Below are 23,645 nucleotides of genomic sequence, written 5' to 3' on the forward strand. Positions count from 1 at the left end.
AAGTGGTCACTCTGCGCGCAAAGCGGTGCCGGGGCCAGTTAAGCCCTGTCAATGTTTGTTATGGCCGGCTATCCGGCGCCGTACGCATGCGACGGATGCGGCCGTGGAGTCTTTCAGTTCCGGGAGAGTGCGCTGCGCAGTGCGCGGGCTTGCGCAAGGCCGGGGTGCTCGCCCCGAGGTGCCGCGCGCGCGCAGACCTCGTCCAGCAGGTCGAGGGCGTCCTTCGCCTTGCCCCGGCGAACCCACAGCTGGGAGGCGCTGATCGCCGCACGAAATTCCCATCCCAGCGCGCCTTGCTGCCTGGCGGTGCCGATGGCACGCAAGTAGAACGCCTCGGCTTCATCGTCGAGGCCGCGCTGCTCGCAACGCTGGCCCGCAGCGCGCCAGGTCTCGGCCGCGCTCCATTGGCCGTGCCCGGCACCGGCGCGCGCGATCGTCTCGTCGTCGATCCAGTCGGCGCAGAAGGTCACCAGCATTTCCTTGCGTGGCGCGTCGAAATCGTCGAGTTGCTGCGCGACTCGGCGAACATGGCGGTCCCGGTCGTCCGCGGTGCGCGCCTGCAGGCCCAGCGCATAGCAGTGTGCCCACTGGTGCCAGTACGCCAGCCCTCTGCGCTGGGCCTCGTCCAGCAGCATGCGAACCCATTTGCGCGCCAGTTCCAGCTCGCCCGACCAGAGGGCGACGGGGCATGTGCCGAACAGCGCGAAGCACAGAGACAGCGCATTGCCCCCGGCCTCGGCGAGAGCCACCGCTCGGGTGGCGGTAGCCATGGCCTTCGCCGCATCGCCCTGGAGCCAGAGCGTGCGGGCCAGCAAGGCATTCGATGCGACGGCGGCATCGACCTGGAACAAGTTGACGGGCGTCTGGCGCACGGTGCTGCCCACAAGGATCGCCGCCTGGGCGCCGGCACTCGCCGCAGAAAAATCCCCGCAGAAGTGACTCGCCAGCGCGGTCATTCGGTGCGCCAGGTTGAGCGCGGCGGGGTCGGGCGTCGATTGCGCGAATTCGAACAGCACCTGCGAGTGGTGCAACGCGGCCGCATACTCGCCGCGGATCGCATGCAGCACGCAGATGCCCCAGCGGGCCTGAAGCTCCAGCACGACCGAGCTGGCCGACATGGCGACAGCAAGCGCCCGATCGTAGGCGGCGCCCATTTCCGGTACCGGTCCCCGTGTGTGCCACAGCGCATTGCCCAGTGCGATCTGCAGCCAGGCCTCTGTCTCCGTGCCCGTGCCCGGCTGTTGCGCGAGGCACGCGAGCGCGGCGATGACCCGGTCACGGTACTCCTCGACCTGCGAGACGTGAAACCACAGGGGCGCCGAAGCGATGGTGAGCGCGGCGCCGGTCTCCCAATCGTCCTGCTGCGCCAGGCAGTCGTCCAACGCACTGCGCACGTCGTCCAGCCGGTGTGCGTAGCGCGCGTTCCAGGCCTGCACGGTGAGTTCGCCCGAATCCGAGGTCGCGGCGCCCATCAGCTCGCGCATGAAGAGCGCATGGCGCCGCCGCATTGCCGGGCCTTCATCGGTTTGCGCGAGAAGCGCGGCGGCGTAGCTTCGCGTCGTGTCGAGCAGCCGGTAGGGCGCGATGGCGTCGCTGTTGTCGAACGACACCAGCGACTTGTTCGCCAGCGAGATCAATGCATCGAACGCCACTTCGGAGTCCATGTCCGCCCGGGTGACGCTCAGCGCCGACTCGACATCGAAGCGCCCCCGGAAGACCGAGAGCCGCCGGAAGAGCCGCAGTTCCGCATCGTCCAGCAGCGCGATGCTCCAGTCCAGCGCCGCCGCGAGCGTGCTGTGCCGGGGCAGGACGGCCCTGCTGCCCGCGGAATAGAGCCGCATGTGGTCATTCAGCCGGAACGCAAGATCGCCGATCGGCTGCACGCCCAGGCGTGCAGCCACCAGTTCGATGGCGAGCGGGATGCCGTCCACCTGCCGGGCGACTGCGGCGAGCAGCCGGCCATCGGAATCCTCGAACGCGCGGGCACCCACGGCCTTCGCACGCTCGACCAGCAGTTCGACCGCCGGCGACGCCATGGCTTCGGCCAGGTCGGCACACTGCGCGTCGGGCACCGCGAGCGGCGACAGCCGCTCGACGTGTTCTCCCTCGATGCGAATGGCCTCCCGGCTGGTTGCGAGGACGCGCAGGTCGGGCAGGGCGCCGAGCAGTTCGGCGATGAGCGGCGCCAGTGCGTCCAGCATGTGCTCGCAGTTGTCGATCAGCAGGAGCACATCGCGGTCCGCCAGCCTCTGGAGGATGGCCCGCGTCGTGTCGGGGGTGTCCGGCGGCGCGCCGAGCGACCGGGCCACCGTGCTCGCCAGATGGGCCTGCGAGACCAGCGGCGAGAGATCGATGAAGGCCAATTGCATGGCCGTGCGTTCTGCATGGCAATCGGCCGCATGGATGGCGACACGGGTCTTCCCGATGCCGCCGGCGCCGACGATGGTGACCAGCCGGCGCGTGGCGAGCGCCGCCAGCACGCGCGCCATGTCGGCGTCGCGGCCCACAAGCCGGGTGAGGCGCTCCGGCAGCTTCGCGAACGCCAGGGCCGCCGCCCCCGGCCGATCCTCGGTCGGCATGCCGACCTGTTCGCGAAAAACCGTTCCATTGAACCGGTAGCCGCGCAGGGGAATGTTCGAAATCCATTCCTTGCAGTTGTCCCCGTCTTGCGGCTCCCCCAAGGCCTTGCGGAGCGCGGAGATGTGGACCCGCACACTGGACTCCTCGACCACCACCCCGGCCCAGACGGTGGCGAGCAGCTCGTCCTTGCCCACGACTTCGCCCACGCGCCTGAGCAGTTGCAGCAGCAGTTCGAACGAGCGGGAGCCCAGGCGCACGCTCTGCCCGAGTCTTTCGAGCCGGCGCTGGGCCTCCCAGACGATGAACGCGCCAAAGCGCCAGCGGACCTCGCTCGGCCCCTGCGACGCGCCGGCATGCGCCTGCGATGACGTGGAGCGCGCCGCGATGCCGTACATGTCACCCACTCGTCAGCCCTCGCAACGCCCGCGCCGCGGGCAGGCCCGTGCGGCGTCGGACGGCGACGACCCGCTTGCCCGCGTTGGGAAATGCCTCGAGCGCAGATTTTTTCATTCGATGATCCAGTCAAGAAGATGAAGGCCGCAGCCATTCGGGCCGCACGAGATACAAGACGGCCGGACGCCGGGTTTTGTGACAGGGGCCGCGATCCGGGCCTTGCATGGGCAGCAATCGCCGCCGTCGGCGATGTCGGGCGATTGCATGCGATGAGGGGCTGTTCAGGAACCCGGTCCGGGTGAACGAAGCGTCCTGAGATCACGAACGATGTGCCGCGGCCGGCCCTGGCCGATTGGTGTTCCGCCGGCAACACGGTGCGCCACCGCAGCGCCCTTCTGCGAGGAGATGCGGCTGCCTACGATCGGTGCCATCGCGAAGAACCAGAGAACAACATCGTTCATCACCGAGGCCCCCTGCCGCGATGAATCCGGGGTGGCCGCATCAAGAAGCACGGATTCCTCGTGGAGCTTTATCACACCAGGGGCGCGCAAGCCGCCCTTCAGACCCCGCACGACGTTCGAGCCGCTACGAGCTTGCGCTGTACGACCCGGGACCGGGCGCTGGCCGTCATCTCGCACGAACTCAGGCAGCCCCTGAATGTCATTCAGATGAACGCCTGCCTGCTGCAGCGCCTGCCCGCATCCGCGGAGCCCTCGCAACTGCAGGGCATCGCCCAGGCGATGCAGCGCGCCATCGAAAGCCAGAAGCGGCTCATAGACGACCTGCTCGATTTCTCGCGCCTGCGAACCGGCAAGCTGGCGCTGCGCTGCGCGGAGGTCGACTTCGGCGCACTCGCGCTGGACCTTGTCGCCGCATTCGGTGCGCGCTGGCCTTCGGGACGCTTGCGCGCCCAGATGCAGGCGGCCGATCCGTTGATCTGCCATGCCGACCCGGTGCGGCTGGAGCAGGTCGTGGGCAACCTGCTGGACAACGCGATGAAGTTCTCGCCCGCCGGCGCAGAGGTTCAGGTGCGCCTGTCCTCCGAGGATGGCTTTGCCCGGCTTGCGGTGGCGGACACCGGCTGCGGCATCGCGCGCGAGTTCCTGCCGCATGTCTTCGGCATGTTCTGCCAGGCCGGCACCGGGGAGGGTGGCTCGCGAGGTGGGCTGGGCATCGGCCTCGCGCTGGTCCACAGCCTTGCAGTCGCTCATGGAGGTTTCGTGAAGGCGACCTCCGCGGGGCCGGGACGCGGCGCCGAGTTCAACGTGTGGCTTCCTCTTCATCGACGCGCCTGACGGCGTGCCGCACATTGATGCCCGGCATGCAACACGGCAGTACCTCTTGCATGCCTACCGCAACCGAGATGCGAAACCTAGCATTCGAACCGTGCCGCGATGTTCGCGAACCGGAGCCCAGCCGTCCTGAGGCCAGGGCCATGGCGCCCTCGAGGAGTCACCATGACGCAGCGCATTCATCCCCTTGCGCAACCGGGCGCATCGCGCCGCACGCTCAAGGCACGCGCGCAGGCCGTGCAGGCAGCCGCGGACGCCGCGCCGCGAGGCGCGATCGACCGGGTCTGGAGCGCCGCATACATGAGCATCTCGCTGCTGGCCATCGTGGCCGCCTGCGCAATTGCGGGCGGTGAGGCGGCGAACGCGGAGCTCCGTTTTGCCACCGTGGCCACGAGTGCGCCGCCGCTCGTGCGATGCATCCCGCATGGCGCGCGAAATTTTCAAATCAGGCCATCCATTCAACAAAGGAAATCAGCATGAAAAATCTCTCCAGTCTCGCACGCGCATTCACAGCCATCGGCATCCTGGCGCTGCACCTGTCGGCACCTGCAGGCGCGGCCACATCGGGCGCGCCGGCAAAGCCCACTGTCGTGCTGGTCCACGGCGCCTTCGCCGAATCGGCCAGCTGGAACGAGGTGGTGCGCGACCTTCGTGCGCGCAGCTTTCCCGTTGTCGCGGCCGCCAATCCGCTGCGCGGCGTGAAGTCCGACGCGGACTATGTGGCTGCCCTCGTGGGGTCGATCCCCGGGCCGGTCGTGCTGGTCGGGCATTCGTACGGCGGCTTGGTGATTTCCGCTGCGGCGATTGGAAAGCCCAATGTCCAGGCCCTGGTCTTCGTGGCTGCGTTCGCCCCCGAAGTGGGCGAATCGGCGGCCGACCTGTCGGGCAAGTTTCCCGGCAGCACGCTCGGCTCGGCGCTGGCGGCGCCGGTGCTCCTGCCGGACGGCGCCAAGGACCTCTACATCCTGCAGGACAAGTTCGGCAAGCAATTCGCCGAGGACGTGCCGCCGGCGCTCGCCCGGTTGATGGCCGTGTCGCAGCGCCCCATCACAGAGGGCGCCCTGGGCGAAGCGTCGCCTGCCGCCGCCTGGAAGAACCTGCCCTCCTGGTTCATCTACGGCGACCGCGACAAGAACATTCCGGCTGCCGCGCAGGCCTTCATGGCCGAGCGTGCCAAGTCGATGAAGACGGTCGTGGTCAAGGGCGCTTCCCACGTGGTCATGATCTCGCGGCCGAAGCTGGTGGCCCGGCTGATCGTCGAAGCCGCTGACGCGGTCGCGGTCGCGACGGCAATGCCCTGAATGACTTCGGCGCGTCGGTCCCCAGGGGTGCCGTGGTGTTGTCCTTGGTGCATCCGGATCCTTAACAAGGCTTGACACGGTTTAACTGGCGACGCGATCGCCAACTGCACAGACTTCCACTCATGACTTCCAGAAGGACTTGAAGCCCATGACCGCGCCGACCCAGGCCAGGCCGATCCATGTGGCGGTCGCGCACCGCGACCCCTACGTGGCCGCCGGCATCGCATCGCTGCTGCGCTCCCGTGCCGGCTTCGTCGTTCAATCAGGCCTCACCGACGTCGATGGCGGCGGTGCCGTCGATGTGCTCGTCACGGACTACGCAACCGGCGTTCACAAGACGGCGAATGTCCCGCCCGGCCCGGGCGGCTCCGCGCCGGGATCCTTCCTCGTGGTCACGGACCAGAGCACCGGGTGGCAGATACGCCGCGCCGTGGATGCGGGCGTGCGCGGCTACCTTCTGCACGATTGTTCGGCCGAGGAACTGTCGGAGGCGGTGCGCTGCGTTGCAGAGGGACGCAGGTACCTGTCTTGTCCCGTGGCCGACCAGTTGCTGGACAACCTCTCGTCTGCCGTGCCAACCGCGCGCGAACTCGAAGTGCTCCGGCTTATGGCGCAGGGCCTGGCGAACAAGGACATCGGCCGGCGACTCGGCATCGGCGAAGGCACCGTCAAGGCCCATGTGAAGGCGATCCTGCGCAAGCTCCGGAAGCCGACGCGGGTTGCCGCGATCGGCGAAGCCTTTCGCTGCGGACTGCTTCTGGAGGCATCGCCATGACCGGTTCCCTCGATCTGTACGTGCGCGTATGCCATGGCGACCCGCTCGCCATGGCCGGTCTCGTCTCGCTCATCGGCGAGGAACCGGGTCTTCAGGTGCAGGCGGAGAACGAGCCCGGCGAGGGCATGGCGGATGTGGTCGTGGCTGACCATGCCTGCGCGCTGAACCTGCTCGCTTCGGCTTCGGCAGTGGATCAGCCGGGGGTGGCAGGCGGCTTTCGCATGCCGCGCGTCATCGTCTTGACGCGGCGGGACAAGGAGGGGGAGGTCATGCGGGCGATCGCCAGCGGGGCGCACGGCTATGTGCGCCAGGACGCGGATCCGGCCGAGCTGATGGATGCCATTCGCCACGTGGCTCGGGGGGGCTCTCTCTATCTATGCAAGGGCACGAAGGCGCTCATCAGGCACGGCAAGCCGTGCGTGGGCTTCACCGCCCGGGAGGAGGACGTGCTGCGCTACCTGGTGAAAGGCGATTGCAACAAGGGAATCGCCCGCGAGCTGGACATTTCCGCTAATACCGTCAAGGCACACGTCGCCCGGATCTGCGAGAAGCTGCACGTGGGCTCGAGGGCGCAAGTCGCCGCCAAGGCGACGCAGCGCGGGCTGGTCCGTGTCTGAGATTCGCCGGTGGCGCTTCGGCGCCTTCGCGCTGTGGGAGGCCGAGCCAAGGCTCGAGCGCGACGGGCAGCCGGTGCGGCTTGGATCGCGCGCCATCGGCCTGCTGGTCGCACTCTTGGAGCGCGCCGGCGAAGTGATCAGCAAGGACGAGCTCCTCGCGGCGGTCTGGCCGGACACGGTGGTCGAAGAGGCGAGCGTTCGAGTCCATATGTCGATCCTGCGCAAGGCCCTGGGTCCGCCCGGAGCTCAGGACGGGTGCCTGGAATGGATTGCCAACATCCCACTGCGCGGCTATCGCTTCCTGGGGCGGGTGCACTGCGAGTTCTTGCCGTCCGCCATCGCCGTGCAGGTGGCTCATGCGTCGCTGCGGGATGCTCCCGCAGCGTTGCCCGCTCGCCTCGCCAAGCTCGTGGGGCGCGAGGTGGAGGTCGAGCGCCTGCTCGGCATGCTTGCGGCGAGCAGGCTCGTCACGGTCGCGGGGCCCGGCGGCGTGGGCAAGACCAGCGTTGCCATCTGCGTCGCAGCACGCTACCGGGAACGGCAGCAAGCCCAGCTTGGTTTCGTCGATCTTGCACCCCTGACATCGCAGGACCACGTGCTGACGACGATGGCGCGCGCCATCGGCGTGCGAGGCGGCGTGCCGGACATCGAGGAAGCCATCGTCCAGCGCCTCGAAGGCCAGGCGATGCTGCTGCTCGTGGACAACTGCGAGCATGTCATCGAGAGGCTGTCGCCGCTCCTGGGCAGGTTCCTGGCGGCGTTGCCCGGGCTGCAGGTTCTTGCAACCAGCCGCGAGGTGCTGCGCGTGGGAGGCGAGCATGTCTTTCGCCTGGCGCCCCTGGCGGTCCACCAGTCCCAGCCCGGCTCCCTGGCGCTTGCGTTGCGCTCGCCGGCGGTGCAGTTGCTCGTCGAGAGAGCCCAGGCCGCGGGCGCCCGCGGATTCGACGACGCGAGCAGCGGTCCGCTGACCAGGATCTGCCAACAGGTGGACGGAATCCCGCTGGCGATCGAGCTGGTCGCGGCCCGCCTGGGGGCCCAGCCCGTGAGCGAGCTGGCATTCAGGCTCGACGATCACATGCGCCTGCATTCGACGGCCAGGCGGGCTGCGCTGGCAAGACAACGCACGCTGGCTGCGACGCTGGACTGGAGCATTGGCCTGCTGGGCGCCGCCGAGCTGCTTCTGTTTCGCAGGTTGTCGGTGTTCCGCGCCTACTTCGGCGTCGCAGCGGCGCTGAGCGTGGCAGCCAGTGCGCTGGACCCCGACGTGGCGTCCGACGCGTTGCTGAGCCTGGCCAGCAAGTCGCTCGTCGTGTACGACACCGACCAGGCCGCGGACTCGCCCTACCGCCTGCTCGACACCACCCGCAGCTATGCGCATGCTCTGCTCGTGCGGGCGGGCGAGCGAGACGCGGTATCGAAAAGCCATGCCCTTTTCATGCTGGACCTCATGGGCCTTGCCACCGCGGACCTCGCTTTGCTGGACGCCGATGCCTGGACCCAGCGCTACCGCGGCTGCCTGGACGACGTTCGTGCAGCTCTGGATGCCTGCATCGGCCACCACGACGACATGACGATCGCGGGCGCGCTCACCGTCGCATCGGCGCCGCTCTGGTTCCGCTTGTCCGAGGTCAGCGAATACCGGGATCGCGTTCGCGCGGCGCTGGACCATGTCGATGTGCTGAAGGTACCCGACCGCCTGACGGCCGGACGGCTGGAGATCGCGCTCTACAACGCCTTGTGGCACACCGGCGGCACGGTGCCGGAGATGACACAGGCGTGCGAGCGGGCGCTGGATTGCGCATTGGAACTGAAGGTGAAGACACTCGAATTCCAGGCTCGGTGGGGCCTTTGCGCGCTGAACATCACGCGCGGCGCGTACACACCGGCGTTGCGGCATGCCGAGATCCTGAGAGAGTTTGCGAGCCACTCGACCAACGCCGTGACGCGCAACCTGTCGCACCGGATGCTGGCGCTCGCCAATCACTTCTGCGGCGCGTTCGCCGAGGCCAGGATGCAGGCCGAAGCAGCGGCGGACGTGGACGACGCGACCCGGCGCAACCATGCCAACGCGTTCCAGCCCGACGCGCGCACCACCGCAATGGCCATTCTTGCCAGGACGCTGTGGATCCAGGGCGAGAGCCGTCTTGCCATGGCCACCGCCATCCGGTGCATGGAGGAGGCTGAGGCGCTGGGACACACGCTGTCGCTATGCGTTGCCCTCTTCTGGATCTGTCCGATGGCCATATGGGCCCTCGAACAACGGGCGGCCCGCGCCTGGATCGACACGATGCTGCAGCAGACCCGGTCCAAGGGCTTCGCCTACTGGCATGACTGGGCGCTTTGCTACGACGACGCCATGAAGATCGGCGAGGTCGACGACGCCGGCGCGCACATCGACGCCGTCGCGGCAAAGGTCCTGGCCATGGACGAGCCCCGCAGGGAGATGATGGTCACGTTCTGCGACCAGTGGGTGGATGATGACCTGGTTGCTCGCGCGACGCGGGGCGAAGGGCAGTGGAGTGCCGCCGAGGTTTGCCGCGCTGCCGGGCGGCGCAAGGAGCTGCGGGGCGACGATGCCGAAGCCGAGGCGCTTTATCTGCAGGCCCACGCCCTTGCGCGCTCGCAAGGCGCACTCGCCTGGGAACTGCGTGCAGCGGGTGCGCTGGAGGAACTGCGCGCCGGGGCAGCTCAGCGATGAACCGGCCGTGCGCCGGGCCGGCGGACCGCGGCGCGCTTTTCCCAGGCGACGGCGCCTTGTTGCCTCGCAGTTTCCGTTGCCCGGAGGTAGAAAGCGTCCGCCTCGTCGGGTGCAGCGTTCTGCTCCGCGCGCCAGCCGGCAGCGCGCCAGACCTCGGCGGCGACCCAACGACTCTCTCCGCGCGAGACGCGCTCGATCATCTCGTCGTCGACCCAGTCGATGCAGAAGGTCGCGAGCATCTCCCTGTGGGGTGCGTCATAGGTCGCGAGCTGGCCGGCCACTTCACGCACGTAAAGATCCCGGTCCGGCGCGATGCCCAACTGCAGGCCCTGGGAGAACCACTCGGCATAGCGCAGCCAGCCCACCAGGCCCTTGCGCCGCGCTTCGTCCGTCATCAAGTGAATCCATTGGGCGGCAAGCTCGAGTTCGCCGGCCCACAGCGCGACCGGGCAGGCACCATACAGCGCGGAACACAGGGAGACGGATTTTCCGGCCGCTTGCGCTCGGTCCACCGCGTCGCTGGCTTCTTCCAGGGCCCGGGCCGTTTCCCCTTGCACCCAGAGGGTTCGGCTCAGCATGGCTTTCGCCGCAACGATGGCGTTGACCCCCACCATGTTGGCCCGGGCATGGCCGAGGCCGCCACCAACGCGCACGGAAGCTTCGCTGTGCATCCTCGCCACATCGAAGTGGCCGCAAAAGTGGTTGGCCATCGCCATCACGCGGTGCGCGAGATTGAGTGCGGCGGGGTCGGACCAGGATCGCGCTGCCGCCATCAGCGTGTGCGCCTGGTCCAGCGCCGCCGAATACTCGCCGCGGAACATGTCGTGCGTGCACCGCCCCCAACGGGCTTGCAGTTCCAGTACGGGGATCTTGACGGCAAGCGCGCCGGCCAGGGCCTGGTCTGCGGCGGCACCCAACTCGGGTGTGGACCTGCCGGTGTGGAGCAGGGCGCTGACCAGCGCGGTGTTCAGCCAGGTCGCCGTTTCCGTGTCGCGCGTGGGTTGACGATCAACCAGCGCCAGCGCCGCGGAGACCCGGTCGCGATATTCGACGACCTGGGCCAGGTGAAACCACAACGGCGCGGAAGCCGTCACCAGCGAGGCGGCCATCTTCGCGTCGGGCTGCTGCGTCAGGCAGACTTCGAGCGCAAAGCGCACGTCGTCCAGGCGGTGTGCATAACGGCCGGCCCAGGCCTGCTTGGTCAGGTCGGAGAGTTCCGCCGCCGCTGCCTTCATGAGATCGCGCATGAGGACCGCATGGCGCCGCAGCAATGCCGGCCGTTCATCGCTCTGGGCGAGAAGCGCAGCTGCATAGCTTCGCGTCGTGTCCAGAAGCTTGTAGGGCGCGACAGCGTCGTTGCTGTCGAAGAAGACAAGCGACTTGTTGACCAGCGAGATCAGTGCGTCGAATGCCACCTCGGCGTCCATGCCGCCGGCGCTCACGCCTAGCGCGGCTTCCACATCGAAGCGCCCCCGAAACACCGACAACCAGCGAAAGAGCCGCAGCTCTGTATCGCTCAGAAGCGCGATGCTCCAGTCGAGCGCCGCGGCGAGCGTTCGGTGCCGTGCGAGCGCGGCGCGGCTGAAGGCATAGAGGCGCATGTGGTCGTCCAGCCTGCGCGCCAGATCGACGACCGGCTGCACGCCCAGGCGCGCGGCCACCAGTTCGATGGCCAGAGGGATGCCGTCGACCTGCCTGGTGATCTGGGCCAGCAGGGGGCCATGCGATTCATCGAACGCACCCGCACCCGCGGCCTTGGCGCGCTCGACGAGCAATTCCACGGAGGGCCAGTGCAGCGCCTGCGTGAGCGAGATCTGCTCGGCGTCCGGAATTGCGAGCGCCGGCAGCCGAAAGACGTACTCGCCCGTCACGCGCAGCGCCTCGCGGCTCGTCGCCAGGATGCGCAGGCCGGGCAGCACGGAAAGCAAGCCGGCGATCGGCAGCGCCAGGGAGTCCACCACATGCTCGCAGTTGTCGATCAACAGGAGCACAGCGCGCGCCATCAGGCGTTGCGTGATGGCGCCGACGATGTCGGGCAGGTCGGCGGGCACCCCCACGGCGCGCGCCAGGGTGCCGAGCACGTGGTCCTGGGAGATCAGCGACGACAGATCGACAAAGGCGATCTCCGCGCCGTGCCTGTGCTGATGGCTCTCCGCGGCGTGGATCGCGAGACGGGTCTTGCCGATGCCACCCGTGCCCACGATCGTGACCAGCCGGTGGGTATCGAGCGCTTCGAGAACGCTCGCCACATCGGCTTCGCGGCCGACGAGTTCGGTCAGCCGAACCGGCAGTGGGGTGAAACCGGGGTCGGCCAGCGGGGCTGCGGGCCTGGCCGGGATGCCGGGCGCCTCGCGCCGGACACGTCCATTGAAGCGATAGCCGCGCAGCGGAACATTGGAGATCCACTCCTTGCATTCGTCGCTCTCGCCGGGCTCGCCCAGCGCCTTGCGAAGCGTGGACATATGGACGCGCACGCTGGCCTCTTCGACGACGACGCCACCCCAGACCGTCGCGAGCAGGTCATCCTTGCCCACGAATTCGCCGGCCCGCTTGATCAGCTGCAGCAGCAGATCGAAAGAGCGTGGCCCCAGCCGCACGGGCTCGCCGGAGCGCTCGAACCGGCGCTGCGCCTCCCAGACAACGAACACGCCGAAGTACCACCGGACTTCGGCCGACGCCAGGTCAGATGGCTCCTCCGACTGCGCTTGCATGATGAGTCTGCGTACCGGCCGTCTCACGTCGCCGGGAGCTGGGCACGGGCGGCGCAAGGTTGTTGACCGGGCAGGCGGATCGGGTGGACGGTTTCCATGCGTTGAGACTTGAGTTTCTGGCCGAGATCGTAGCTCGGCATTGCGCGGCATCGGGCGCTAGTCCCTGCAGTCCATAAGTCATCGGGGCACGCAGCCGCCCGAAGCCACCAGTGGCGACCCGTTATCGCAGCGTCTTCAGGTACTTGACGAGTTCCGCAACTTCACCAGGATCGGGAACCCCCGCGAAGGGCATCCTGTTGCCCGGCACGGCTTGCTGCGGATCGCTCAGGAAGGCCGCCAGCGATTTGTCGTCCCAGGTGAGCTGTGCGTTCTTCATGGCTCGGCTGTAGCCGAACCCCGGCGACGAGCCGGCCTTTCGGCCCACCACGCCCGCAAGCGGCGGCCCGATGGCGGCTGCGCCTCGCGCCGCGTGGCATGCCGCGCATGTCGTCCAGGTCTTAGGCGGTGGCACGGCCGATTGGCCATGCGCCATGTTCAAGAAAGCCGCGGCGCAAGCGGCAAGAAGGCGTGTTCGCATGTCGGGCCCTCTCAAAGCATGCGCGGTTGCCTGGCGTAGCGCACCAGGTCGTCGCCCAGGCGCAGCGCCAGTGCCGCGAGCGGACCGGTCGGGTTGTAGCCCGCGTTGTGCGCGTACACGGATGCGCCGACCACGAAGAGGTTCTGCGCGTCCCAGTGCTGCAGGTGGGGCGAGACCACGCTCGTCGACGGGTCCGCGCCCATGACGGTGCCGCCGGTGGTGTGCGTCGTCTGGTACTGCCGTGCGTCGAAGTCGCCGCGCCGGGGTTGCGCAGCGCCGACCGTCGTGGCACCCATGGCGCGCGCGATGCCGGCGGCCTTGTTCGTGACGTATTCGCTCATGCGATGGTCGTTCTCGTGGAAGTTGAAGGTCATGCGCAACAGCGGCGAGCCATAGGCGTCGCGGTACGTCGGGTCGAGATCGAGGTAGTTCTGGCTGTGCGGGTAGTTGCTGCCGTGCACCGCGACGTTGAAGGCGTGCGCATACCAGTCGGCGTTGGCCTGCTTCCAGGCCGATCCCCAGCGCGGCGTTCCGGCCGGATGGAGCCGGGCATTGATGGGGCGCCCGTTCGTCATGTTCGAATAGATGTAGCCGCCGCCGAAGAAGCCGAGCCCGGCATGGTCGAAGTTGTCGCCGTTGAACTCGTCCACCACCATCTGCGAGGCGCCCGAGGCCATGAACGGATTGATGAAGCGGTCCTTGAAGAACACCGGCACCGACGACATCACCTGGTAGCAGAAGTTCTTGCCGACCACGCCCTTGCCCGTCTTCGGGTCGTAGGGGCGCCCGATGCCGCTCGTGAGCAGCAGCTTGGTGTTGGTCATGGTGAAGCCGGACAGCACGACGACATCGGCCGGCTGCTCGTACATTTGCGCGGTCTGCAGATCGATGAACTGCACGGCCGTCACGCGCCTGGCGTGCTTGTCGTAGACGAGGCCGGTCACCTGCGAATGGAGCCGGATCTCGAAATTGCGCTGTTTCCGCAGCAAGGGGTACAGCAACACCGCCGGACTGGCCTTGGCGTTGGCTTCGCAGAAAAAGCGCTCGCAGTGGCCGCAGTACTGGCATGGCGCAAGGCTTGCGCCATCGGGGTTGGTGTAGGCGCGCGGTGAGTTGGCCGCGGGCAGCGGGAACGGCTTGTAGCCAAGGCTTTGCGCGGCGGCCTTGAAGATGCGGCCCGACTCGAGGATCTCGAGCGGCGGCTGCGGAAAGTCGCGTTGCCGGGGCGCCTCGAAAGGGTTGCCGCCGTCGATCAGCCGTCCGCCCACATTGCCGGCCTGCCCCGCGATGCCGAAGAGCTGCTCGAACAGGTCGTGGTAGGGCTCCATCTCGGCGTAGCTGATGCCCCAGTCTTGCACCATCATCTCGCGCGGAATCGCGGCTTTGCCGTAGCGGGACTCGAGGCGGGTGCGCAGGGCCGGGTCGTACTCGGCCCAACGCCAGGTCTGGCCGTTCCAGTGGTTCGCCGCACCGCCCATGCCTTCGCCCGGGAGGAAGGCTTCCATGCGGCGCACGGGCAACGCGCTCTCGCTGGTGGCGTGGCGCAGGGTGTAGGTTTCGTTGGCCCAGTTCTGCACCAGGCCGTTGCGCACGCCCCAACGCAATTCGTCGCGCTGGTTGGGCAGTGTGGCGGCTGCGCTGCCCGCGAGATCGCCGCCGCGCTCGAGCACCAGCACGTCGATGCCGGAGTCCATCATCTGCCGCGCCGCCAGGCCCGCGGTGAGGCCTCCGCCGACGAAGACGACGGCGCGTTTGGGAAGTTTGTGAGTCATGGGTGTGGGGCCTTCAGCTGAAGTCCTCGATCGATTGCGGCTTGGCTGCGCCGGGGAAGGGCAGGCCGCGGAACTGGACCACGTTGCGTCCGTGAAAAGCGGGCAGGCCGGGGAAGCCCACGGCGCGCCAGAAAGTCTTGTCGCGGTTGCCTCCGTACATCGGGTCGGCAAAGCAGGCCTGGACGAACAGCGGATAGAAGAAGTCGTTGAACCATGCGCCGAGCGCAAAGCGCTCGTCGTCCATCTGGCCAGCTGCGACCTCCTGCAGCAGGGCGTCGAGCGGGCCGGCCTCGAGCTGCTCGACGGCCTTGCCCGTGCGTTGCCGGGCCTCGCGACGCAGCACCGCGAGGCCGGCCTTGAAGTGCTGCTCGGGGGTGAGGGGCGACTGGTAGCCGTGCTGCGGTTTGCCGGGGCGCCAGGGGCCCTGCCGATAGAGCTGGTCGCCACGCCCCCAGCCGCCAGCGAGCTGACGATCGATGTAGAGATGCAAGCCGCAGTCGACACCGTTCGGTGTCATCGCATCGGCTGGGCACATCACGTTGACGAGGGCCTCGACGCAGGCGGCTTCCTGTGGGCCCAGCGACAGGTAGCCCGAGGGGTGGGCGTCGTCGGTGGGGCGGGCTGCGCTGCCCTGCTGCGCCGAAGCGAGCGGGCTGGCGAGGCCACCGAGCAGTGCGGGCGCCGCGAGTGCGGCGACGCTGGATGCGCCGCCGATCTGGCGCAGGAAGAGCCGCCGTGCGGGCGGTTCTTGGTCATTCAAGGACATGGGGGTCTTTCTTCGGGGGGGCAGGGTTCGTGCAGGCGCGCCGCTCAGAAGGGCTCGTACTTCGCGGCACCCACTGTTTCTGTCGGCGTGATCGGCGTGAGGTCCAGGGGCTCTTGTGGCGCCGGATACGAAATATCGAGTGAGTGGAACGGGCTTGCGACCGGGGCCTCGGTGGTTGCGGCGGGAAGCGCGACAGCAATGGCCGGCTGGATCGCATAGATCGAGATCGAGGTCGCGAGACTGGTCAGCAGTGCCGCAAGAATGATTCTTTTCGTCATCAACTACTCCTGATAATTTGAGGGAGCCATCGAGCGGAAAAACCGTTGAAGGCGGATGAACAGCCAGGGCGTGCGATGAGAAAAGATGGTTCACGCGTTCTGCATCTGTCGCACTCGAATCTAGGTTCCGGCCGGCCGGTGCGGTAGGCCTGTCGAGAGAAACGCCGCAGTGAGCCAACGGCATCAATGGCGGCGCGGCGTCGCTTCAGTACGGGCGAAAGCGCGGCCTGCAAGCGCATGGCTGCGCCACCGCGGCATGGCGGGAAGCAACTCGAAATGGGATGGGAGGGGAGGGACTGCGAGGCGCAGCCATCAATGGCGAGGGAAGGCTGCGCTCCCGGCAACCATCACGCAGAAGCAGCAGGCAAGCAAGCAGCCCGCGGCATCGCCACTGGCGGTGCCGCGGGCTGCAAAGGCTCAGGAGAGGTTCGCCTTGTCCAGGCCGAAGGCCTTGTCGGACGAGCCGGGCACGGTCTGGAACGCGACGTTCACGCGGTTCCATGCGTTGATGGCCATGACGCTGAAGCTCAGGTCCGAAAGCTCCTTTTCCGACAGCTGCGTGCGCACGCGCTCGTAGATGTCGTCGGGCACGCCGTGTTCGGGCAGCCTGGTCAGCACTTCGGTCCAGGCCAGCGCCGCACGCTCGCGCGGAACGAACAGCGTCGATTCGCGCCATGCGGCCAGGTGGTGAATGCGCAGCTCGCGTTCGCCATGGATCCTGGCCTCCTTGATGTGCATGTCCAGGCAGAACGCGCAGCCGTTGATCTGCGACGCGCGGATCGCGACAAGGTCCCGGATCGATTGTTCGATGGTGCCGCTGTCCACGAGCGTGCTGAACTCGATCAGCTTCTTGAAGAGCTCGGGCGATTGCTTGATGTAGTTGAGACGGTTGGTCATGTGTGCTCCGGCCTCAGTGCGGCTGAGGTACCCGTTCGCGGAGGCCGCGAGAGAGGAGAGAGGGAAAAAAGATCCTGGGCACCGGCGATGCGGTGCGCGCTCAGAAGTCCCAGATGATCGGAACCCAGCGAAAGATGTCGCCTTCCGCCGCCACCCGGCCGATGGAGGGGAAGGGCAGGTGGGCGGCCACCAGCAGTCCGCGGCTTTGCACCAGTTCGCGGAACAGGGCGAGGCGAACGCGGGTCGCCTCCTCGGGGTCGTGTTCGAAGCCGTTCTGCCAGTCGGGGTGGTCGAATGCGACCGGGAACATGGCATCGCCCGCGAACATCAGGCGCTCGTTGCCCGACACCAGGTCGACCACGCTGTGCCCCGGGGTGTGGCCGCCGGTACGGCGGACCACCACACCCGGCGCCACCTCGCGCCGCTCCTCGAAGATCTGCAGCCGGTCGCGGTATTCGTTGTAGAAGCTCTTGGCGGTCGAACGCAGCACCTCGGGCACCGGATTCGGCATCACCGTGCGGGAGAAGTCGGGCGACATCCAGAAGTCGACTTCGGCCTTGGCCACATGGATGCGCACGTCCGGACGCAGGCGTTCCTTGATGCCGGGAACGAGCAGCCCGCCCACGTGGTCCATGTGCATGTGGGTGATGATCACGTCGGTGATGGACTCGAGCTCGATGCCGGCCGCAGCCAGCCGCTGGGGAAACTGCCCGGCCCTCGGAAAGCCCGGGAACTGGCCGCCCAGGCCCGCGTCGATCAGGATGGTCTGGTCGCCGCTGCGGGCCACCATCACGTTCAGCGGCCAGTCGTACTTGTCGGGCGGCATGAACATCTGGCCGAGCCAGTTGGCCAGGTCCGCCGGATCGGCGTTGGTGGCCATCGTCGTGGTGGGCAGCGGCAAGGGGCCGTCGCTGACCACCATCGCATCGATGTCGCCGATGCGCAGCGCGTAACGGGAGGGCACCAGGTCTTTGGGCTTCTCGCTCGTGGGTTGCAAGGTGTCATCAGTGAGGAACATGGCGGAATCTCCAAGAATGCGGCCCGGTTGCGCGGGCCAAACCAGCCGGGCGACTGGCAGCAAGTTGCCGTTCAACACCGAAGGGTTGTCGGGCTCGGATCACGGCTGAGTGCCGTATGCCATTGATCGTAGGGAGGCGGGGCGCGAGCCGGTAGGCCTGCAAAAGGACTCACGGTGGTGCCCGATATGCACCAAACGCGCGGGAGATCGAGGGGCGAGCCTTGCGTCGCAGGTCGCGCCCACGCACCTCAACGCGTATCAACCGCGAATGAGGTCGGCCGCCGTGCGATCCCTTCGATCGCGCGCCTGGAGTTTTTTGCGTAGCCGCTTGATTGGCACATCGACCAGGTGCAGGCAGATAGCGGCCAGCGGGAACGACACGAGGATCACCTCACCCAGAAGCACCCACGGGGGCAGCGAGCGTTCGAAGTCGATGATGTCGATGAACAAGAAGTGCCAGAGGTAGATGCCGTAGGAAAGGCGGCCGATGCGTGCGCTGTCGTCGGGCCGGGCACATTACGCGATGCAGTTCGACCACTACGAAGTGGCGTCCGCTCGTGAAATGGCGACGCTCTTGCAGAGCTAGTCTTGAAGGGCGCGGTCCGCGGGGATCGCGCCCTCATTTTTTTGGAGTCCGCTTTGCAGCGGTGGCTCTCGGCGGCGACCGGACGTTGAACTCACGCTCTTTGCCCCTTAATGATCATAGCGGTGCCGCGACGTCGGCGGCTCCCTTTGTACGGCGGCTTCCGCTGGCAAAGCAGGCGAGGACGAGCGAGAAAATCTCGGCACTGCTGAGATAAGTCCCTGGCATAGAGCCGTCAGTGGGCAGCAAGGGCGACTCCCTATGACAGCGCCCTGGCCGAGACGATCAACGGCCTCCGCAAGGCCGAGTTGATCCATCGCCGTGCGCCGTGGAAGACCAAGGAGGCGTGGAGTTCCAATTGCACATCTTCGATGCAGATACGGGCGAGATCCAATGGCGCCAGATCAAACGCGCGAGACTCACCGAATTCTTCGTCAAGTGCGTTCCAAGCCTGGTCGCAATGGAAGCGTGTGGCGCCTCCTGCTGGGGTAGAAAAATCGGCAACTGGGTCACAAGGTCACAAGGTCACGAGGTCACGAGGTCACGAGGTCACGAGGTCACGAGGTCACGAGGTCACGAGGTCACGAGGTCATCTGGGCAGCAGGATCACTGCAACATCAGCCAGAATGAAGGTCGCACGCCTTCCTGAATCTCGCAGTGCAAAAAGCCTGTTGCTCTTCTCGGGCGGACCACGTAGACGTTTCAGCTCGGCTTCCGGGTTAACTCCCTCATTCAGGGCTGCTTGTCCCTAAATGAAGGATGACTGCCCCTCGCAAAGGGATTAAAGTCCCTTAAAGCAGTAGTACACTCCTCGTTTAAGGGCCTTGGCGGGAACTTTATCCCTGAATGAGGGACATATCAGTATGAGTTCTGCCGACTTTTTATTCACTCCGACAGTTCAGCGCGTTCTGGCGGCCACCCTGGCCAACCCAGACCGGTCATTCCTGCTGAGTGAGCTCCTGGACCTGGCAGCAGGCGGCAGAGGCGGCGCTCAGCAGCAGATTGAGCGGCTTTTGCAAGCTGGAGTCCTCACTGAGGAGCCTCGGCGGGGGCGTCAGCGCAGCATCCGAGCTAACAAGGACTTCTTCCTGTTTGACGAGCTAAGCAGCATTGCGCGCAAGTCCTTCGGGGTCAAGGAGCCCCTGATGCGAGCTCTTGAACCGTTTGGCGATAGCATACGGGAGGCGTTCGTCTTTGGCTCTGTGGCCAAAGGCTCTGACAACGGCCGAAGCGACATCGACCTGGCCGTCATCGGGCGTGTGGCTTTACGTGAGGTGACCAATGCCCTTCTGGACCTCGAGCAGGAGCTCGGAAGGCCCATTCATCTGAGCTTGTATGACCCAGAGGAGTGGGAAGAACTGATTTCAAGTGACCAAGTCATGGCTCAGATTGCAAAAGGGCCAAAGTTGGAGCTGATTCGCAATGATGAGACCGTCTGAATACGACAACCTCATTAGGACTCGCGCGCTCGAAGAGGTCCCACAGACTCCTGGAGCCATCGAGGGCTTCCTGAAGGATGCGGCAGAGAGCCTCGAAGTGGCTCGGACCGTGGATGTGAAGCGGCCGAAACAGCGCTTCATCCTCGCTTACGAAGGCTTTTACTCGCTAGTCCAGGCAGTGCTCGAGTTCTATAGCGTCCGAACCAAGGAATCTGGCCGCAACTGGCCATTCTTCGAGCCGCAGCGGACTTGAACCTCGACGCGGACGAAATTAAGCTGGTGAGCGTCGCTCATGGCCGGCGCAACGACACCACGTATCGTTCGCCTTTCCCGCCAATCTCGCGAGCGGAAGCGCAGGCGATGATTGACATCCTTGGCAAGACTCTCCCGGTTGCCCACACGCTCACCGGTGTTCCGGCTCCGGCGGCTGGCCAAGCCTGACTGCGAATGCGTCCGCGAAGGTGAGGGCTGGGCTCGAAGTCAACGGGCGCGTCGCTAACGTCTGGGAGGTACTCTCGTATATGCCCGATTTATTTAACATAACATACATTGCTTAAATTTGGCGTGTAGCGGTAGCGGCCGAGCGAATGGTTGTCGAAGAGTTCGCGGATGCCAGCATCGCTGGCACCCGCCCAAGTCTCATCGCGACATGAAAGGCAGCCGAAGCTTGAGCAATTCGACGAAGGCGCCAATCGCCTCCGAATCCTTCGTGCCCCGCTTCGTGATGCTGTAGAACGCGAGCTCGACCTTGGGTGAGCTCAGCAGGTCTGCGTTGACCTGATGGCGCTTGCATGCGGCCATGGCGAAGGTGGGCATCACGGCCGTGCCGAAGCCTGCTTCCACCATCGAAATCAAGGTGCCGAAGAAGCTCACCGACTGGCCTTCCGGGTTCACGATGTTCAGCTTGCCGAGCTGCGCATCGATGACCTTCTGGATGGGATTGCCGGCGGGCAAGCCGATCAGCTGCGCTGACTTCAAGGCCGACCACGGCACCCGTCCCACGGCCCTTCGCGTACCTTCGGCAGCGGTCACCCGCATGAGCTGGAAGCTGGCGACTTCGGTGCGCACCAGCCCCGGCGCGGCCTTGAAGAAGAAGCCGAGCCCCAGGTCCGCCTCGTCCGCCAGCACCGCCCTTTCCACGTCTTCCAGCGCGGCATCGAGCAAGTGCACCTGAACGTGGGGCTGCGCCTGCCTGAACATCGCCAGCAATTGCGGCAGCAGCTGGGATGAAACCAGCGGCGTGGCGGCAATGCGCAGGTTCTGGCGCGCCGCATCGCCCAGGATGCCGATCTCCTGGGTCACGCTGTCGAGCTCCGCGAGCACGCGCTCGACCACCGGGGCCAGCCGCCGCCCGGCCGCCGTCAGCTGGACCGCGCGCGTCGTGCGGTCGAACAGCCGGGCACCGAGCTGCCGCTCCACTTCGCGGATGAGGATGCTCAGCCCGGCCTGGGTCATGTGCGTCAGCTCCGCCGCCCGGGTGAAGCTGCCGGTGCGAGCCACCTGCCGGAATGCCCGCATCTGCCGCGTCGTCAGGTTCATACCAAGTTCTTATAAATGCATGTCAGATCTAAATTTCCAATATTTTTGCAGATTGCGCCTAATGACGGACTCGGCATCCGCGGGCGCCACGCCGCGGGCACTTCAAGAGAATCGAACATGAGCAGCACCCACCAAGACGTCATCATCCTGGGCGCCGGCATCGGCGGCCTCACCCTGGCCCTGAGCCTGCACCAGGCCGGGATTCCCTGCCGTGTGTACGAAGCGGTCCCCGAGCTCAAGCCGATGGGCGTAGGCATCAACCTGCTGCCGCACGCGGTGCGCGAGCTCAGCGAACTGGGCCTGCTGCCCGCGCTGGATGCGATGGCAGTGCGCACCAAGGAGGCCGTCTTCTTCACCGAGCACGGCCAGCTGGTCTTCACGGAGTCGGCCGGCACCGCGGCCGGCTACGACTGGCCCCAGTTCTCGATCCACCGTGGCGACCTGCAGGCCGTGCTGCTGGCCGCGGTGCGCGAGCGGCTGGGCGATGGCAGCGTGCTGTGCGGCCACCGGTGCGTCGATGTCGACCAGGACGAGGCGGGTGTCACCGCCCATTTCGCGGATGCCTCGGGCGAGGCCGTTGCCAGCGTACGCGGCGCGGTCGCGATCGGCTGCGATGGCATCCATTCGGTGCTGCGCAAGAAGTTCTATCCGGACGAAGGCGCTCCACGCTATTCGGGCGTCAACATGTGGCGCGGCACCACGCGCTGGAAGCCGATCCTGTCGGGCGCAAGCATGATCCGGGCAGGCTGGCTTGCCGTGGGCAAGATGGTGATCTACCCGATCCGCGACGCCATCGACGCCGATGGCAACCAGCTCGTGAACTGGGTCGCTGAGATCGAAGCCGAGCAGCCGGCCGTGCGCGACTGGAGCCGCGAAGGCCGCCTGGAGGATTTCCTCCCGGCGTTCGAGAACTGGCACTTCGACTGGCTGGACGTGCCGGCGCTGATCCGCGGCGCCGACTCGATCCTGGAATACCCGATGGTCGACCAGGATCCTTTGCCGCGCTGGACGCATGGACGCATCACGCTGCTTGGCGATGCCGCGCACCCGATGGTGCCGCGCGGCTCGAACGGTGCCGGCCAGGCCATCCTCGACGCGCGCTGCCTCGCCGGCCGCCTGAAGAAGGAAGGCGTGGGCCCCGCGGCCCTGGAAAGCTACGATCAGGAACGGGTGCCGGCCACGGCCAATGTCGTGCTCACGAACCGGCGCACGCCGCCCGACGCGATCCTGCGCGAGGTCTACGAACGCTCCGGCGGCAAGCCGTTCGCCCGGATCGACGACGTGGTGCCCCGGGCCGAACTCCAGGCGATTTCCGATGCCTACAAGCGCGTGGCGGGCTACGACCCCGCGCAGCTCAAGAATCGCCCTTCCTTCGTCTGAACCCGATCCAGAAGCAACCCTGAAAACTTGAAAACTATTGAAGGAGACCTCCCATGTTCGCCAGATGGATCAAGCCACTGCTGTCCGCAACAGCGCTGTGCATTGCCGCGTCGGCGGCGTCGGCCGCATGGCAGCCGACACAGCCGGTCACGCTCGTCGTGCCCTACACGCCCGGCACGGGCATCGACCTGATCGCGCGCCAGCTCTCCGCGCACCTGCCGGGCGCGCTCGGACAGCCTGTGATCGTGGAGAACGTCGCGGGCGCCAGCGGCAACATCGGAAGCGAACGGGTGGCACGGGCCAAGCCCGATGGCCACACGCTGCTGGTCCAGGTCAACACCCTCGTCATGAACAAGAGCCTGTACAAGACCTTGTCGTATGACCCCGTCGGCGACTTCACTCCCGTTGCCCAGACCTCCTGGGGAACCCTGCTCCTGGTGGCCAACCCGAACGTGCAGAAAACCGCGACCGTGAGCGAAGTCGTGAACGCCGCGAAGGCGAAGCCCGGGCAGCTGACCTACGCCACGCCAGGCGTCGGCACGCCCCATCACCTGTCGATGGCGCTGTTTCTCCAGCGCAGCGGTGCCGAGATGCTGCATGTCCCCTACAAAGGGACGGCAGGGGCCGTCACCGACCTGCTCGGCGGGCGGATCGACTACATGTTCCTGCCGGTGCACGTCGCGCTGCAGCACATCCAGGCCGGCAAGCTGAAGGCCATTGCAACCGGCAGCGCCAAGCGGTTGCCGCAGCTTCCCGATGTTCCGACGCTCGCGGAGGCCGGCGTCACCCCGGACAACATCGACATGTGGTACGGGGTGCTGGCGCCGAAGGGAACACCCGCGGACGTGGTGGAGCGCCTGAACCTGGAGATCGGCAAGGTCCTCAGGCAGCCTGAGGTCGCGAAGTCCTTCGAATCGCAGGGCATGGTGCCGGCGGTCTCCACGCCGGCTGCCTTCGGGGCGCTGGTTGCCAAGGACGCGCAGCGCTGGGCGGAGGTGGTGAAGAAAGGCAACATCACCGCGGATTGAG

Annotated in this window: 20 protein-coding genes and 1 pseudogene; 11 read left to right on the plus strand and 10 right to left on the minus strand. The window is 66.7% G+C overall.

The window, feature by feature from the left end:
• Positions 1–113: 113 nt before the first annotated feature.
• Positions 114–2,975, minus strand: a complete 2,862-nt coding sequence (locus AC1DMS_RS02150; protein ID WP_015865465.1) for an ATP-binding protein — start codon at positions 2,973–2,975, stop codon at positions 114–116.
• A gap of 519 nt (positions 2,976–3,494) precedes the next feature.
• Between AC1DMS_RS02150 and AC1DMS_RS02155 the strand changes: the two genes are divergently transcribed.
• From AC1DMS_RS02155 to AC1DMS_RS02180, 6 genes are all read left to right on the plus strand, one after another.
• Entirely contained in the window at positions 3,495–4,268 is a 774-nt protein-coding gene (locus AC1DMS_RS02155; protein WP_080515778.1) for a sensor histidine kinase, read from the plus strand.
• Between the two features lie 162 nt (positions 4,269–4,430).
• Complete coding sequence (locus AC1DMS_RS02160; protein WP_015865464.1) at positions 4,431–4,745, plus strand: hypothetical protein; 315 nt, start codon at positions 4,431–4,433, stop codon at positions 4,743–4,745.
• Entirely contained in the window at positions 4,742–5,566 is an 825-nt protein-coding gene (locus AC1DMS_RS02165) for an alpha/beta fold hydrolase (RefSeq protein ID WP_015865463.1), read from the plus strand. Before AC1DMS_RS02160 ends, AC1DMS_RS02165 begins: the two co-directional genes overlap by 4 nt.
• A gap of 148 nt (positions 5,567–5,714) precedes the next feature.
• Positions 5,715–6,341 carry a response regulator transcription factor gene (locus AC1DMS_RS02170; RefSeq protein ID WP_015865462.1) on the plus strand — a complete coding sequence of 209 codons (627 nt, stop codon included), beginning with the start codon at positions 5,715–5,717 and terminating at the stop codon, positions 6,339–6,341.
• A complete protein-coding gene (locus AC1DMS_RS02175) occupies positions 6,338–6,958 on the plus strand; it encodes a LuxR C-terminal-related transcriptional regulator (protein WP_015865461.1) in 621 nt (206 codons plus the stop codon). The genes AC1DMS_RS02170 and AC1DMS_RS02175 overlap by 4 nt, the downstream gene beginning before the upstream one ends.
• Entirely contained in the window at positions 6,951–9,656 is a 2,706-nt protein-coding gene (locus tag AC1DMS_RS02180) for an ATP-binding protein (RefSeq protein ID WP_015865460.1), read from the plus strand. Before AC1DMS_RS02175 ends, AC1DMS_RS02180 begins: the two co-directional genes overlap by 8 nt.
• Here the strand turns inward: AC1DMS_RS02180 and AC1DMS_RS02185 are convergent.
• The 8 genes from AC1DMS_RS02185 to AC1DMS_RS02220 form a co-directional block, all read right to left on the minus strand.
• On the minus strand, positions 9,647–12,367 hold the full coding sequence (locus AC1DMS_RS02185) for a winged helix-turn-helix domain-containing protein (protein WP_015865459.1): 2,721 nt from the start codon (positions 12,365–12,367) through the stop codon (positions 9,647–9,649). The two genes, AC1DMS_RS02180 and AC1DMS_RS02185, sit on opposite strands and share 10 nt — an antisense overlap.
• A 220-nt stretch (positions 12,368–12,587) precedes the next feature.
• On the minus strand, positions 12,588–12,944 hold the full coding sequence (locus AC1DMS_RS02190) for a c-type cytochrome (RefSeq protein WP_041945769.1): 357 nt from the start codon (positions 12,942–12,944) through the stop codon (positions 12,588–12,590).
• Between the two features lie 11 nt (positions 12,945–12,955).
• Complete coding sequence (locus tag AC1DMS_RS02195; protein ID WP_436046376.1) at positions 12,956–14,449, minus strand: GMC family oxidoreductase; 1,494 nt, start codon at positions 14,447–14,449, stop codon at positions 12,956–12,958.
• 280 nt (positions 14,450–14,729) lie between these two features.
• Positions 14,730–15,482 (minus strand): gluconate 2-dehydrogenase subunit 3 family protein, encoded by a 753-nt coding sequence (locus AC1DMS_RS02200; RefSeq protein WP_015865457.1) that lies wholly within the window; start codon positions 15,480–15,482, stop codon positions 14,730–14,732.
• A 44-nt stretch (positions 15,483–15,526) separates the two neighbouring features.
• A complete protein-coding gene (locus AC1DMS_RS02205; RefSeq protein WP_015865456.1) occupies positions 15,527–15,760 on the minus strand; it encodes a hypothetical protein in 234 nt (77 codons plus the stop codon).
• A gap of 417 nt (positions 15,761–16,177) precedes the next feature.
• On the minus strand, positions 16,178–16,657 hold the full coding sequence (locus AC1DMS_RS02210; protein ID WP_015865455.1) for a carboxymuconolactone decarboxylase family protein: 480 nt from the start codon (positions 16,655–16,657) through the stop codon (positions 16,178–16,180).
• A gap of 100 nt (positions 16,658–16,757) precedes the next feature.
• Positions 16,758–17,675 carry an MBL fold metallo-hydrolase gene (locus AC1DMS_RS02215; protein WP_015865454.1) on the minus strand — a complete coding sequence of 306 codons (918 nt, stop codon included), beginning with the start codon at positions 17,673–17,675 and terminating at the stop codon, positions 16,758–16,760.
• Positions 17,676–17,933: 258 nt separating this feature from the next.
• Complete coding sequence (locus AC1DMS_RS02220; RefSeq protein WP_041945768.1) at positions 17,934–18,125, minus strand: hypothetical protein; 192 nt, start codon at positions 18,123–18,125, stop codon at positions 17,934–17,936.
• Between the two features lie 356 nt (positions 18,126–18,481).
• On the opposite strand from AC1DMS_RS02220, the pseudogene AC1DMS_RS02225 reads away from it, so the two are divergent.
• The 3 genes and pseudogenes from AC1DMS_RS02225 to AC1DMS_RS02235 form a co-directional block, all read left to right on the plus strand.
• A pseudogene (locus tag AC1DMS_RS02225) lies at positions 18,482–18,605 on the plus strand (IS3 family transposase); the annotation flags it as partial.
• A gap of 516 nt (positions 18,606–19,121) precedes the next feature.
• Positions 19,122–19,697 carry a nucleotidyltransferase domain-containing protein gene (locus AC1DMS_RS02230; RefSeq protein WP_015865453.1) on the plus strand — a complete coding sequence of 192 codons (576 nt, stop codon included), beginning with the start codon at positions 19,122–19,124 and terminating at the stop codon, positions 19,695–19,697.
• A 249-nt stretch (positions 19,698–19,946) separates the two neighbouring features.
• Positions 19,947–20,138 carry a hypothetical protein gene (locus AC1DMS_RS02235; RefSeq protein WP_478180630.1) on the plus strand — a complete coding sequence of 64 codons (192 nt, stop codon included), beginning with the start codon at positions 19,947–19,949 and terminating at the stop codon, positions 20,136–20,138.
• Positions 20,139–20,336: 198 nt separating this feature from the next.
• On the opposite strand, the gene AC1DMS_RS02240 is transcribed toward AC1DMS_RS02235, so the two are convergent.
• Entirely contained in the window at positions 20,337–21,236 is a 900-nt protein-coding gene (locus AC1DMS_RS02240) for a LysR family transcriptional regulator (protein ID WP_062364590.1), read from the minus strand.
• A 117-nt stretch (positions 21,237–21,353) separates the two neighbouring features.
• Between AC1DMS_RS02240 and AC1DMS_RS02245 the strand changes: the two genes are divergently transcribed.
• The gene (locus tag AC1DMS_RS02245) at positions 21,354–22,616 is read left to right on the plus strand and encodes a flavin-dependent oxidoreductase (protein ID WP_307595987.1); all 1,263 of its coding nucleotides are present in this window, start codon (positions 21,354–21,356) and stop codon (positions 22,614–22,616) included.
• A 53-nt stretch (positions 22,617–22,669) separates the two neighbouring features.
• Entirely contained in the window at positions 22,670–23,644 is a 975-nt protein-coding gene (locus tag AC1DMS_RS02250; protein WP_278876692.1) for a Bug family tripartite tricarboxylate transporter substrate binding protein, read from the plus strand.
• Position 23,645 lies beyond the last annotated feature (1 nt).

The organism is Variovorax sp. 05T418, from assembly GCF_056396385.1.